At 67.6% G+C, this 13,855-nt stretch carries 11 protein-coding genes; 6 read left to right on the forward strand and 5 right to left on the reverse strand.

All coding sequences use genetic code 11. From position 1 onward, the window contains the following. The first annotated feature begins 74 nt into the window (after positions 1-74). From thiD to ASE58_RS07800, 5 genes are all read left to right on the forward strand, one after another. Positions 75-1,229 (forward strand): bifunctional hydroxymethylpyrimidine kinase/phosphomethylpyrimidine kinase, encoded by a 1,155-nt coding sequence (thiD, locus tag ASE58_RS07780; RefSeq protein ID WP_055763542.1) that lies wholly within the window; start codon positions 75-77, stop codon positions 1,227-1,229. Further along, positions 1,222-1,815 (forward strand): ribonuclease HII, encoded by a 594-nt coding sequence (locus ASE58_RS07785; RefSeq protein ID WP_055819427.1) that lies wholly within the window; start codon positions 1,222-1,224, stop codon positions 1,813-1,815. The genes thiD and ASE58_RS07785 overlap by 8 nt, the downstream gene beginning before the upstream one ends. Positions 1,816-2,013: 198 nt before the next feature. Beyond that, positions 2,014-3,147 carry a site-specific DNA-methyltransferase gene (locus ASE58_RS07790; RefSeq protein ID WP_156347654.1) on the forward strand — a complete coding sequence of 378 codons (1,134 nt, stop codon included), beginning with the start codon at positions 2,014-2,016 and terminating at the stop codon, positions 3,145-3,147. After that, entirely contained in the window at positions 3,123-4,223 is a 1,101-nt protein-coding gene (gene folP / locus ASE58_RS07795; RefSeq protein WP_235515902.1) for a dihydropteroate synthase, read from the forward strand. Before ASE58_RS07790 ends, folP begins: the two co-directional genes overlap by 25 nt. Positions 4,224-4,320: 97 nt before the next feature. Beyond that, entirely contained in the window at positions 4,321-6,660 is a 2,340-nt protein-coding gene (locus ASE58_RS07800; protein ID WP_055819433.1) for a hypothetical protein, read from the forward strand. A 31-nt stretch (positions 6,661-6,691) separates the two neighbouring features. On the opposite strand, the gene ASE58_RS07805 is transcribed toward ASE58_RS07800, so the two are convergent. The 5 genes from ASE58_RS07805 to ASE58_RS07820 all read right to left on the reverse strand — a co-directional run bounded on the left by ASE58_RS07805 (position 6,692) and on the right by ASE58_RS07820 (position 11,779). After that, the gene (locus tag ASE58_RS07805; protein WP_055819436.1) at positions 6,692-7,396 is read right to left on the reverse strand and encodes a dihydrofolate reductase family protein; all 705 of its coding nucleotides are present in this window, start codon (positions 7,394-7,396) and stop codon (positions 6,692-6,694) included. Positions 7,397-7,461: 65 nt separating this feature from the next. Continuing rightward, positions 7,462-9,792: a GH92 family glycosyl hydrolase gene (locus ASE58_RS07810; protein WP_055819439.1), complete on the reverse strand. Its 2,331-nt coding sequence runs from the start codon at positions 9,790-9,792 to the stop codon at positions 7,462-7,464. 15 nt (positions 9,793-9,807) lie between these two features. After that, complete coding sequence (locus tag ASE58_RS07815; protein WP_055819442.1) at positions 9,808-10,539, reverse strand: ROK family protein; 732 nt, start codon at positions 10,537-10,539, stop codon at positions 9,808-9,810. Positions 10,540-10,557: 18 nt separating this feature from the next. Beyond that, positions 10,558-10,707 (reverse strand): hypothetical protein, encoded by a 150-nt coding sequence (locus ASE58_RS17890; protein WP_156347655.1) that lies wholly within the window; start codon positions 10,705-10,707, stop codon positions 10,558-10,560. Positions 10,708-10,786: 79 nt separating this feature from the next. After that, positions 10,787-11,779 carry a LacI family DNA-binding transcriptional regulator gene (locus ASE58_RS07820; RefSeq protein WP_055819445.1) on the reverse strand — a complete coding sequence of 331 codons (993 nt, stop codon included), beginning with the start codon at positions 11,777-11,779 and terminating at the stop codon, positions 10,787-10,789. Between the two features lie 189 nt (positions 11,780-11,968). Here ASE58_RS07820 and ASE58_RS07825 point away from each other — a divergent pair, with 189 nt between their 5' ends. After that, positions 11,969-13,855 carry a sodium:solute symporter family protein gene (locus ASE58_RS07825; RefSeq protein ID WP_055819447.1) on the forward strand — a complete coding sequence of 629 codons (1,887 nt, stop codon included), beginning with the start codon at positions 11,969-11,971 and terminating at the stop codon, positions 13,853-13,855.

The raw sequence follows: 13,855 nt of genomic DNA on the forward strand, positions 1-13,855 counted from the left end.
TGCGCGGACGGTCCCCCTCCCCACCATGTGGGGAGGAGCTTGTAGCGTCCGCATCGCGCGGCTAACCCCACCCCATGACCATATCCCGTATCCTGATCGTCGCCGGTTCCGATTCCGGCGGGGGCGCCGGTATCCAGGCAGATATCAAGACCGCGACGATGCTGGGCGCGCATGCGATGACCGCGATCACGGCGGTCACTGCGCAGAACACGCTGGGCGTCGATGCCGTCCACCCGATCCCGACCGACATGGTGATGGCGCAGATCGACGCGGTGGTGCGCGATATCGGCGTCGATGCGGTGAAGATCGGGATGATCGGATCGGCACGTACCGCGCACGCGTTGGCCGACCGGTTGCGCGACCTGCCCGGCATACCGGTGGTGTTCGATCCGGTGATGATTTCGACCAGCGGCGCGCGGCTGGCGGATGAAGCCACGGTCGCGGCGTTCGAGCGGTTGATGGCGGTGGCCACGGTGGCGACGCCGAACCTGCCCGAACTGGCGGCGCTGGGCGGGGTCGGCCCGATCCTCGAGCGCGGTTGCGCCGTGCTGGAAAAGGGTGGCCATGGCACGGGCGAGGTGTTGGTCGACCGGCTGCATCAGCGCGGGCCCGGTGCTGCGCCGCTGATCGAATGGTCCAGCCCCCGCATCGACGGTATGGCGACGCATGGCACCGGCTGCACCCTGTCAACCGCGATCGCGTGCGAACTGGCCAAGGAATGGACGCTGGTCGAGGCGATCGGCCGGGCGCGCAGCTTCGTGCGGATCGCGATGCTGGATGCCGAGGAACTGGGCCGCGGCGCGGGGCCGATGGCGCAGCAGGGGGTGCGGCTGGACCTCAACCAGTCGCGCTGGTCGCCGATGCTGAACCAGGTGACGGTGCCGGCCAGCGACGTGCCGGCGAGCGAGCATTTCTACCGCCTGCTCGGCCTCAAGACGATCGTGCGCTCCAGCCGCCGCTATGCCCGGTTCGAGAGCGAGGGCGGCGCGACCTTCTCGATCGAGATGACCGAGGAGCGCAAGGTCCCGGCGGTGTATTTCGAGGTCGGCGACCTGAACGTCGTGGTCCATTATCTGAAGGGCCAAGGGCTGTCGTTCGCGCAGGAGCCGATCGATCGCCCCTGGGGCTGGCGCGAGGCGCGGCTGTTCGATCCGGCGGGCAACGAAGTGTGCCTGTATCAGGCGGGCGAGATGCGGCGCTTCCCGCCGTGGCGCATCGCCGATGCCTGATTTCAGCCATGAGGCCCGCTATGCCGGGCCGGTGGCGGGGGTGGACGAGGCCGGTCGCGGGCCGCTGGCCGGGCCGGTGGTCGCCGCCGCCGTCATCCTCGATCGCGACTGCGTGCCCGAGGGGCTGAACGACTCCAAGCAACTGAGCGCGAAGCGCCGCGCCATGCTGCACGCGCGGCTGTTGGAATGCGCCACGGTCGGGGTCGGGATCGCCAGCGTCGAGGAGATCGACCGGCTGAACATCCTGTGGGCGACGATGCTGGCGATGGAGCGTGCGGTCGATGCGCTGGGCATCGCACCGGCCAAGGTGCTAGTCGATGGCAATCGTTGCCCGAACTGGAGGTATTCGGGCGTCGCGGTGGTCGGCGGCGACGCGATCAGCCTGTCGATCGCCGCCGCATCGATCGTTGCGAAGGAAACGCGCGACGCGATGATGATCGCGGCCGATCGGGAGTATCCAGGGTACGGCTGGGCGTCGAACAAGGGCTATGGCGCGAAGGTGCATCTGGAGGGGCTCAGGACGCTCGGGGTGACGCCGCTGCACCGGCGGAGCTTCGCACCGGTCGCGCAGGCGCTGCTTCTCTGAATTCCTTTCCGTGTCGGGAGGGAATTGCGACGAACCGAGTGCTACCAGATATGGAGTCCGTAGCGGCCCGGTACGCTCAACATCTGCGATGCGGCGACTCGATTCGTCGTCGCGACGAATCTGGCTCATCCAAAGAGTCAAGCATTTCCGCTTGACCGCGACTCGTGGATTCCGCGAGATGGCAGCAATGCAAGGGGAATGACGACGATGGTGGCAGTGAAAACCCGGCGGAAGAAGGCGACGACGACCAAGACGGTCGCGCTGCCGCTCGACCGGATCCTGATGGACGACTGCATCGAAGCGATGCGGTCGCTGCCGGCCAAGTCGATCGACTGCATCTTCGCCGATCCGCCCTATAACCTGCAACTGGGCGGCGACCTGTTGCGGCCCGATGGCAGCCAGGTCGACGCGGTCAATGACGATTGGGACAAGTTCGACAGCTTTGCCGCGTACGACCGGTTCACCAAGGCGTGGCTGAAGGAAGCACGCCGCATCCTGAAGCCCGACGGCACGATCTGGGTGATCGGCAGCTACCACAATATCTACCGCGTCGGGTCGATCGTGCAGGATCAGGGCTTCTGGATCCTGAACGACATCGTGTGGCGGAAATCGAACCCGATGCCCAATTTCAAGGGCACACGCTTCACCAACGCGCACGAGACGATGATCTGGGCATCGATGGGCGAGAAGGCGCGCTATACCTTCAACTACCGCCAGATGAAGACGCTGAACGACGAACTGCAGATGCGATCGGACTGGGAATTCCCGATCTGCGGCGGGCAGGAGCGGTTGCGCAAGGACGGGACGAAGGTCCACCCGACGCAGAAGCCCGAGGCGCTGTTGTACCGCGTGCTACTGGCATCGACCAAGCCCGGCGACGTGGTGCTGGACCCGTTCTTCGGCACCGGCACGACCGGCGCGGTCGCCAAGCGGCTGGGGCGGCATTTCATCGGGATCGAGCGCGACGCGACCTATGTCGAGGCGGCGACCGCCCGGATCGAAGCGGCGTTGCCGCTGGATGAATCGGCGATCCGCGCCATGCGCGCGCCTTCCAAGCCGCCGCGCGTGGCGTTCGGCGTGCTGGTCGAAAACGGCCTGTTGCCGCCGGGGTCGGTCGTGATGGACAGCAAGCGCCGCTTTCGTGCGACCGTGCTGGCCGACGGGTCGCTGCTGTCCGACTGCGGGGCGGCGGGGTCGATCCACAAGCTGGGGTCGACGTTGCAGAATGCGCCGTCGTGCAATGGCTGGACCTTCTGGCATACCGAAGGTGCCAAGGGGCTGGTACAGATCGATGCGCTGCGCCAGCAATGGCTGCTCGCGACGCAGCCCTGATGTATCTGCGCCCGGTTCGTTTCGTCGATACGCCGGTCGGGTTGCCCGATGGCGCGGCGGCGCGGCTGGCGGGCGGGATGCTGTGGTTCGCCGCCTATGAGGTGCGCGACCGCGCCGGGCTGCGGCTTACGGTGCCGGTCGAGGCGTTCGATGCGTGGGCCGCGACGCTCGCCCCGGAACAGGCCGAGCGGGCGCGGTTATTGCACCGGCGGATTACGGCCGCCCGTCCGCCGCTGCAACTGGCCGAGCGGGTGCTGCGGTTCGATCAGCCGCAGGTGATGGGGATACTCAACGTCACCCCCGACAGTTTTTCGGATGGTGGAGCGCATGTCGGCGATCCGGCGGGTGCTGCTGCGGCGGGTGTCGCGATGGCGGCGGCGGGGGCGGCGCTGATCGACTTGGGTGGGGAGTCCACCAAGCCGGGTGCTGCGACCGTGTGGGAAGGCGACGAGATCGCCCGCGTCGTGCCGGTCGCCGAACGGCTGGCGGCGGCGGGGGTCGCGGTGTCGGTCGACACCCGCAAGGCGGCGGTGATGGACGCGGCGCTCACGGCGGGCGCGCATATCGTCAACGATGTCGCGGCGCTGGCCTATGATCCGCGCGCGCTGGATGTAGTCGTCAGGAGCGGCTGCCCGGTAGTGCTGATGCATTCGCCCGCACCGGCGCAGGGGCCGCATGGCGGTGATGGCTATGGCGACCCGTTGCTCGACGTGTTCGACTGGCTGGAGGCGCGGGTCGAGGCGGTGGTTGCGGGCGGTGTGGATCGGGCGAAGATCATCGTCGATCCGGGCATCGGTTTTGGCAAGGCGCTGTCGGACAATCTGGCGCTGGTGAATGGGCTGGCCTTGTTTCACGGGCTGGGGTGCCCGGTGCTGCTGGGCGCCAGCCGCAAGCGGATCATCGGCGCGCTGTCGAAAGAGGCGCCGGCGGATCAGCGGCTGGGCGGGTCGGTCGCGCTGGCGATGGCAGGCGTCGAGCGGGGCGCGCAGATCGTGCGGGTGCATGATGTGGCAGAGACGGTGCAGGCGATCCGGGTGTGGCGCGGCTTGCGCGATGCGGCGTTGGTAGCGCGTTAACGTACACCACGCCCGCGCGGGAAGGACGAACACGGTCTGTCGAGCAGGTTGCCAAGCCGGTGGATCAACCCGGCCCCCCTCCGCTATAGCGCGGCCCATGGTTCGCGTATTCCTGTTCCTCGCCGCGCTGTCGGCGCTGTTTACCGCTCCGGCCAATGCCCAGCAGAACGGGTTCGACCTCGACGGGCCGGAGGTGGCGGTCAGCGTGAAGCGGGGCGATGTCGAACTCCCGGTCGCCGCCGTACCGGCGTTGCGCGGGGGCGACACGCTGACGGCGCGTGCACTGCTGCCGGCGGATCAGTCGGCGCGGTACCTGCTGATCGTCGCGTTCCTGCGCGGGGCGACCAATCCGCCGCCCAAGAACTGGTTCTTTTCGGTCGAGACGTGGAAGCCCAAAAAGGACGTGCTGACCGTCACCGTGCCGGAGGGTGCCGAACAGGCGATCCTGTTCCTCGCACCCGAAGCCGGCGGCGGCTTTTCGGCGGTGCGCGGTGGGGTGCGGGGGCGGCCCGGTGTGTTCGTGCGCGCGGCGCAGGACCTGTATCAGGCATCGCTCGACCGGCAGCGGCTGGACGCGTTCGTCGGCGCGGTCGGGCGGATCGGCGATGCCGCGCCCGAACGGCTGGCCACCGCCGCGCCGGTGCTGGCCGAGGCGCTTCGGATCAAGCTGAATGCCGACTGCCTGCTCAAACAGCGCGCGTTGCAGGCCGTGTGCCTGACGCAGCAGCGCGACGCGCTGGTGCTGCAGGCGCAGCGCGGGGCGACGCTGACCGAAACGGTGACCGGGGCGCCGGTCGATATCGCGTACCGGGTGGCGGCGACGCGTGAGGGCGGTGCGGGCTATTACAGCCCCTATATCGGGCTGGCCCGCGATCTGGCCCGGTTGTTCGGCGCGTTTCGCAGTGCGCAATATCAGTATCTGCCGGCCCTCGCGCTGGGGCAGGGCACGGCGATCCACCTGCAACTCAACAGCGCGCCGTCGTTCCAGAATCCGCGATCGGTGCTGGTCGCACCCCTGCCGCCGATCGGCGATGCGCCGCCGCCGCTGTGGCGGTCGAGCGCGCCGGGCGCGCTGTGCCTTGCCAAGCCCGACCTCGTGCTGCCGCTCGACGATGCGGCGCTGCTGTTCGCGACCGATTATGCCCGTGACCTGACGCTGAAGGTGACGGCGGCGGATGGGAAGGTGTCGCTGCTGAAGCTCACTCCCGATGCCGAACGCGGCGGGCTGGTGCTGGGCGGCGGTGCGGGGGTTGCCGGGCCGATCACCGACGCGGTGGTGCAGGGCAGTTGGGGGTTCGACCGGTTCAGCGGGCCGCGCGTGCCGGCGCAGATCGATGGCCCCGGTGCGTGGACGCCGCAGCCCGATGCGAACGTCATCGTCGGGCGCGATCATCCGCTGGTGCTGCGTGGCGGGGCGTCGGCCTGCGTGTCCGGGCTGACGCTGCGCGATGCCGGGGGGCTCAGCCGGTCGATCGGGTGGAAGGCGGCGGGCGCGGATGCGATCGAGGCGACTTTGCCGCTTGGCAAGACGCGGCCGGGGCCGTTGACGCTGACCGTGGTCAGGCATGGCGCGGTGGCACCGGACCAGATCGCGCTCAACGGGCGGGCGGAGCCGAGCCGGCTGGACCGCTTTACCGTCCATCGCGGTGACAAGGACGGCGTGCTGGAGGGCGCGCGGCTGGATCAGGTCGCGGCCCTGACGTTGGGCGGCACGCGCTTTGCGGCGGGGGCGCTCACACGGGTGGGCGAGGGGGACCGGCTGACGCTGATGGCCGACGCGCCGCTTGGCGAGAGCGGCGACACGACCGCCGGCGTGCAGCTGCGCGACGGGCGTAGTGCCAGTGTCGCGGCGACGGTCGCACCGGCGCGGGCGGCGATGCAGCTGCTCGAACGGCGGGTGGCCTATGATCCGCCGGCGGGTGCGCGGCCGATCGAGCTGCCCGCCGGGCTGGTGCCGACGACGGGCGCGCTGACCTTTTCCGCGCGGGTCATGGGCGGGCTGGCCGGGGCGGAGGACGGGATCGAGATCGCGGCGGGCGACGTGACCCGGCGGCTGACGATCGCGTCGGGCGCGGTCCAGCGGGTTGGCGACGACGTGGTGGTGGCGACGATCGCGCCGCAGGCCGCCTTCGGTCCCGCCGTATCGGGTGAGTTGCGCATCCGGGCGTGGCGTGGCGGTGCGGCGGGCGACTGGCAGAAGCTGGCGACGCTGGTGCGGCTGCCGGTGCTGACCGGGATCGAGTGCCGCGACGCGTGCACGGTCACCGGCCGCGACCTGTTCCTGATCGCAGCGATCGGCACGGCACCCGATATGGCCGCAGCGGTCACCTTGCCCGGCGGGTTCGTCGGCACGTCGGTATCGGTCCCGCGCGGCGGCGACGGGACATTGTACCTGAGACTCCACGATGCCGGCGATGCGGTGCTGCGGGCGAAGTGATCGACGCGCGAAGTTTCCGGCCAACGGGCCGCTACTGCGCCGGCCGCACCGCATAGCGCAGATGCACGGCACCCGCGGCAAGGCGCTCGCAGTCGATCAGCGATAGCGTGACCTTGCCCCGCAACCCGTCTGGCGTGGCGACGATCCGTTCGGCCCCCGCGGCGCCGTCAAGCGTCGGGGTCAGCACGATGCTGAATTCATCGACCAGCCCGGCGGCGAGGAAGGTGCCGTTGATCCCGCTGCCCCCTTCAAGGAGCAGGGTTTCGATGCCGAGGTCGTGGCGCAGCGTCGCAAGCGCGACGGGCAGGTCGATCTCGTCACTGTCGGACACGATGTAGGAGACGCCGTTCGCCGCCAGTTCGGCGAGATGCGCGTCGCCGACGCTGCTCCCCAACAGGACGACGAAATGATCGCCGCCGACATCGCCCTTGGCAAAGCGCAGCTTGCCCGCGCGATCGAGGGTGATGGCATAGGGCGCGGCGTCGCGCCGCTGGAACAGGTGCGGGCGCGGCGGGGTGTCGGTGCCGGTCGCGGGTGTCGGATCGCCCTTTGCCATTTCGGCCATCGTCACCCGTCCGACGATCCAGCCATCGGCATGCAGGCGGTCGTGGAGGTCCTCATAGATGCCAGTCCAGTCCTTTACCGTTCCGTCCGGGCTGTCGGTGTAGCGGCTGGGGTGCAGGCCGCCATCGATCGAGGAGGTCATGCGGCAGAGGATACGGGGGCGGTCGGACATGGCGGGTGGCTCGCATTCGGGATCGGGCGTGCTTCAACGCCGCCCGACCCCGCCGGGTCCACCGGTCAGCGCGTCGGCTGGCTCATCGAATAGGGCGCGGCGTTGGGGCCGGTGGCCCAGCCCTTGTTCGGGGTCGGCCCCATGACGAAGCGGAGGGTACCGCCGGCCATGATCTCGTCCTGCGAAATCCAGGTGCGATCGAGCGTGCGGCCGTTCAGCGTCGCCGACTGGATATAGAGGTTGGTCGCGCTGTTGCCCGGTGACTCGACCACGAAGCGCTTGCCGTTTTCCAGCGCCAGTTCGCTGCGGCGGAACAGCGGCGACCCGATGACATACTGGTTCGCACCAGGGGTGACCGGATAGAAGCCCAGCGCGCTGAACACATACCATGCCGAGGTCTGGCCGTTATCCTCGTCACCCGGATAGCCGTCGGGCTGTGCGGCATAGAGGCGGCGCATCACGTTGCGGACATGCCACTGCGTCTTCCATGGCGCGCCGGCATAGTCGTAGAGGTAGATCATGTGCTGGATCGGCTGGTTGCCATGGGCGTAATTGCCCATGTTCACGATCTGCATCTCGCGGATTTCGTGGATGACCTGCCCGTAATAGCTTTCGTCGAACTTCGGCGGGCTGTCGAACACCTGATCAATCTTCGCGACGAACGCGCGGTCGCCGCCCATCAGGTCGATCAGGCCGCGCACGTCCTGAAACACCGACCAGCTATAGTGCATCGAATTGCCTTCGGTGAAGGCGTCACCCCATTTCAGCGGGTTGAACGGCGTCTGGAAGCTGCCGTCCTGGTTACGCCCGCGCATCCAGCCGACCGTCGGATCGAACAGCTTGCGATAATTCTGCGCGCGAGCGCGGAACATCGCGGCGTCGTCCTTCTTGCCCAGTGCTTCGGCCAGGCGCGCGATGGTAAAGTCGGCATAAGCATATTCGAGGCTGCGGGCGGCGTTTTCCTTGATACCGACGTCGTAGGGGACGTAGCCCAAGCGGTTGTAATATTCGACGCCCTCGCGCCCGACCGCGCTGATCGTCTTGCCCTCGGCGGATTGGGGGCGGCCGACACTGGTCGTGGCGTTCTTCAGGATCGCTTCGTACAGCGTTTCGATGTCGTAGCCGCGAATGCCCTTCAGATAGGCATCGGCGATGTTCACCGCCGAGTTCGACCCGATCATCACGTCGCGGTGGCCCGGGCTGGCCCATTCGGGCAGCCAGCCGGATTCGCGATAGGTGTTGGCGAGGCCCTCCATGATCTCGCCATCGAGCTTGCGCTCCATGATCGTGAACAACGGGAACACGGCGCGGAACGTGTCCCAGAAGCCGTTGTCGGTGAACATCGGGCCGGGCAACACCTGCCCGTTATAGGGACTATAGTGGACCATTTTGCCCGTACGGTCATATTCGTGGAAGCGGCGGGGGAAGAGTTGCGTGCGGTAGAGCGCGGAATAGAAGGTGCGCACATTGTCGAGGTCGGGATCGTCGACCTTGTACCGGCCCATCAGCGCGGACCACGCGGTGCGGGCCTTTGCCCTGGTCGTGTCGAATCTGTCGCGGCCGAGTTCGCGGGTCAGGTTCAGCTGCGCCTGTTCGGCGCTGATGAACGAGGAGGCGACGCGGACATTTACCTGTTCGCCCTTGCGCGTTTTGAACCCGACGAGTGCGCCGACGCGCTTGCCCTCCGCCTTGGTCACGCCGCTCTGGCGCTTGAAACCGTCGCCGATCGTGTCGGCGATCGCGAAGTCGTGGTCGAATTCCAGCACGAACCAGTTGCGGAAATTGGCGGGCACGCCGCCGCTATTGTTGCTGGCATAGCCGATGATGCGGCGCTGTTTCGGCAGGATGGTGACTGCCGATCCCTTGTCGAACGCATCGAGCAGGATCCAGCTCTGGTCGCTGTCGGGGAAGGTGAAGCGGAACTGCGCCGCGCGTTCGGTCGGGGCGATTTCGACATTGGTGTCGTAGTCGGCGAGGTAGGCGCTGTAATAATAGGGGCGGGCAACCTCTGCCTTGTGCGAGAACCATGATGCGCGGTCGGCTTCCGCGAGCTTGGGTGCGCCGGTCATCGCCATCAGCGAGAAGGCGCCGTAATCATTCATCCACGGGCTGGGCTGATGGGTCTGCTTGAACCCCCACAGCTTGGTGTCGCGATAGCGATACGCCCAGCCGTCGCCGGCCTTGTTGGTGGTCGGCGTCCAGAAATTCATGCCCCATGGCAGCGCAATCGCCGGATAGGTGTTGCCGTAGGACAGCGCATAGGTCGAATCGGTGCCCATCAGCGGGTTGACCAGATCGACCGGATCGGGACGCGGTTCCTGCGCGATGCCGGGGGCGAGGGGCGCGAGGATCAGCGCCAGCGCGGTAGCGGTTGCGGTCAGGCGGGGCAGGGCCATGCGGCGGTCCTTATCTCAACGGGTCGGCAGGTGGTGGCGGGCGCGGTCCCAGAAAGTCGCGTCGAACGTGCGGGCGGCACCGATGATCGCGGCGTCCTCGGTATCGGCATGGACCGCGATGTGCGTCGCGGGCAGGTGCCGACGAAGCGCCGGGCCGAACAGGTCGAACGCGCCGCAGATGCGCCCGCCCAGCAGGACGGTGCCGGCGTCGAAGCGATCGACCCATGGCGACAGGACCGTGCCGAGGTTGTTGCCATAGTCGGCGAAGATCGCGGCGGCAGTCGCATCGCCGGTGCGGGCGGCGTCGGCGGCGGCGATGACCGTAGGGATGCCGTCCAGCCGTTCGCGAATGCGCGCGGTCAGCCAGCGGGCGGAGACATGATCGTCGGCGATGCCGTCGTGGAAGGGCAGGTGCCACAGCGATCCGTGCGGCGGCACGTCGTCGCCATCGATCGCGGGAATCCCTTCGCGCAGGAACGCCGACCCCAGCCCGGTGCCGAGCGTCACGCCGACGACATTGCCCCGTGCCGGGGCCGCGCCGACCGCAAAGGCGGTGGCATCGTTGAGGAAGCGGATCGGGCGGGGATGGCGCAGCGCTTCGGTCAGTGCCTGTGCGACGTCGACGCCGTACAGCGCGGCGAACTTCGCGTTCCCCCTGAAATAACCAACGCCGGCGGCGTAATCGAACGGGCCGGGCATGGCGATGCCGATGCCCCGCACCCGATCCGGGCCGATGCGGTCGGTCACCCTGTCGATCGCGCCGGCTCATGAAGCGATCAGCGTGGCGCGATCATCGTCGGGCGCGCAGGCGACGTGGTGATAGCTGCCCGAAACCAGCATGTCCGGTGCTTCCGGCGCAATGGCCGCCGCCGCGACGTGATGCCCACCAATGTCGACCCCGACGATCATCGGCATCCGCTCTCCCTGTCCGACGCGACGGGTTCGTCATCGCCTATGCTGGCCGTGTAATCCATTACATCGGCCGAAACCAAGCTTAATTTGCGGGCGCGCTGCTTTGGCGGACGATCAGTTCGTGGGGCAGGATGTGGACGGTATCGTCTGTGGCCTTGCCCTCGATCCGGTCGATCAGGATTTCGCACGCCTTGGCGCCCATCGCTTCGGCCGGCTGGGCGATGGTGGTGAGCGACGGGGTGGAGTGCGCCGCGAAGCTGATATCGTCGAACCCGGTGATCGCGAGGTCGTTGGGGACCCGCAGGCCGCGCGCGGTAGCGGACTGGATCGCGCCGATCGCCATTTCGTCGTTCATGCTGAAGATCGCGGTCGGCCGGTCGCGCAGGCCCAGAAACTCGTTCGCCGCCGCCGCGCCCGACCCCATCGACCAGTCGCCGAAGCGGACCAGCGCCGGATCGAAGGCGATGCCGGCCGCGTCCAGCGCGGCGCGATAGCCCTTCATCCGGTCGACGGCGTGGGGGTTTGCCGCCGGGCCACTGATCGTGGCGATGCGGCGGTGGCCGGCGACGATCAGATGCTCGGCCATTTCGCGTGCCGCGCCGGCATTGTCGATGCGGACCGAGGGCGCCTGCGTCAGTTCGCAGCCACAGGCATGGACGATCGGATAGGTCGCCGCACGTTGACGGGCGTTGAAGCCGTAGTCCGGCGACAATTGGATCACGCCATCGGCGAGGCGGGTTTCGACCAGCTGCTCATAATGCGCCTCCCGATCGCGGGAGTCGCGGGTGTCGCCCAGGAACACCGAATAGCCGCGCCGCCACGCGATCGATTCGATGCCGGCGGTGACATTGGCGAAGAACGGGTTGGCGATGCCCGGCACCAGCACCAGCACCGAAAAGGACCGGTCGGAGCGCAGGTTGCGCGCCAGCAGGTTTGGTCGGTAGTCGACCGCCTCCACCGCCGCCATGACGCGGGCACGGGTCGCCTCGGTCACCTTTTCCGGGGTGCGCAGTGCGCGCGATACGGTGGCGGTCGACAGGCCCGCCGCCTTGGCGACATCGATGATACTGCTCATGGCCCGTGCTCCCCGTTCCTGGTTCTGCCAAGCGTCGTCCCCAAGTCAAGCGGGCGGGCAGGGGTCGCGGCTACACCAGGTCGGATATGTAATCCATTACATTATTCGCTTGCGAGGCTTGGCGATGCTGCATAGGCTGGCTCGCAAAGAAGCGGTCCCGGTGCGGGCGCGGTAGTGGGGAGGGGCGGCGTGGCGCCGATCGACGGGCTGATCGTGCTCGCATATCTGGTGGCGACGCTGGCGATCGCGCTGATGGTGCGGGCGCGGGCCGCCGAGAGCATCGACAGCTATTATCTCGGCAACAAGAAGATGCCGTGGTATCTGCTGTGCCTGTCCGACGCATCCGGCATGTTCGACATTTCGGGCACGATGTGGCTGTCGACGCTGCTGTTCCTGTACGGGATGAAGAGCATCTGGCTGCCGTGGTTGTGGCCGGTGTTCAACCAGGTGTTCCTGATGGCGTACCTCGCCATCTGGCTGCGGCGGTCGAACGTGCGGTCGGGGGCGGAGTGGATCCTGTTCCGCTTCGGCGACAATCGCGGCAGCCGGCTGTCGCACCTGTCGGTCGTGCTGTTTTCGGTCATCTGCGTCGTCGGGTTCCTCGTCTATGCGTTCGTCGGCATCGGCAAGTTCATGGAATTGTTCCTGCCGTGGGAAGCGATCGGCCCGGCACTGGGGCTGAGCCTCTCGCCGGCACAGGTGCCGGTCGCCTATGCGGTGTTCTTCACCACGCTCGTCACCGTCTATGTCGTGCTGGGCGGGTTGCCCGGCATCGTGTGGACCGACGTGCTGCAGTTCGCGATCATGACGCTGGCGGCGTTCTTCGTCGCGGGCATGGCGATGACGATGGTCACGCCCGAACAGATCGCGGCGGCAACGCCCAAAGGGTGGATGAGTCCGGGCTTCGGCTGGCATCTGGGGCTGGACTGGCGGGCGATCCGGCCGGAGGCGGCGGCGAAGATTGCGGGCGATGGCTATGAACTGTTCACCGCGCTGATGATGATGATGCTGTTTTCGGGCATCCTGAAGAGCGCGGCGGGGCCGGCGCCGAGCTATGACATGCAGCGGGTGCTGGCGACGCGATCCCCGCGCGATGCGGCGAAGGTCACCGGGTTCGTGTCGGTGGTGCTGATGCCGATCCGGTATCTGATGATCGCGGGCTTCACCGTGCTGGCTTTGGTGTTCGTCGACCGGCTCGACCTGGCGTCGGGGGGCAAGGTCGATTTCGAGAATTTGCTGCCCGCCGCGATCCAGGCGTTCATGCCGGCCGGCGTGCGCGGGGTCATCGTCACCGGGTTGCTCGCCGCATTCATGGCGACCTTTGCCTCCAGCCTGAATGCCGCGCCGCTCTACATCGTCAACGACGTGTACCGGCGGTACGTGAACCCGGATGCGTCGCAACGGCTGCTGGTGCGGCTGAGCTATGCGGTGTCGGTCGCGGTCGTGCTGCTGGCGATGGGGATCGGGCTGTTCGTCGCGTCGATCAACGATGCGCTGCAATGGATCGTGTCGGGGCTGTGGGGCGGGTACACCGTGTCGAACGTCATCAAATGGTATTGGTGGCGCTTCAACGGCGAGGGTTATTTCGCCGGGATGGTCGCCGGGATCGCCTGTTCGCTGAGCTTTCCGTTCGTGTTCGCGCCCGTCCTGCCGCAGGCTGGGGCGATCCTGCCGCTCTACCTCTTCCCGCTCATCATTCTGGTGTCGGGGGCGGTGGCGATCGGGGCCAGTTTGCTGACGAAGCCGACCGATCCGGCGGTGCTGCTCGGCTTCTATCGGCAGGTGCGGCCGTGGGGCTTCTGGGGTCCGGTGCAGGTATTGTTGCAGGCGGAAAACCCGGCCGCGCAGCCCAATCGCGATCTGCCGCGCAATGCGTTCAATATCGTCGTTGGCACGCTGATGCAGACCGCGCTGGTCGCGACGCCGGTATTCCTGGTGGTCAAGAATTTTGCCGCCATGGCCGCGTGCCTGGCCGTGGTGCTGATGTGTGGAGGGATTTTGTGGCGGACCTGGTATCGGCGGCTGGCCGACTGGCCCGAGGACATGGCCGACGGCCCGGCGGGGTGGCGCGCGTGA

Source organism: Sphingomonas sp. Leaf9, assembly GCF_001421355.1.
GTDB lineage: Bacteria > Pseudomonadota > Alphaproteobacteria > Sphingomonadales > Sphingomonadaceae > Sphingomonas.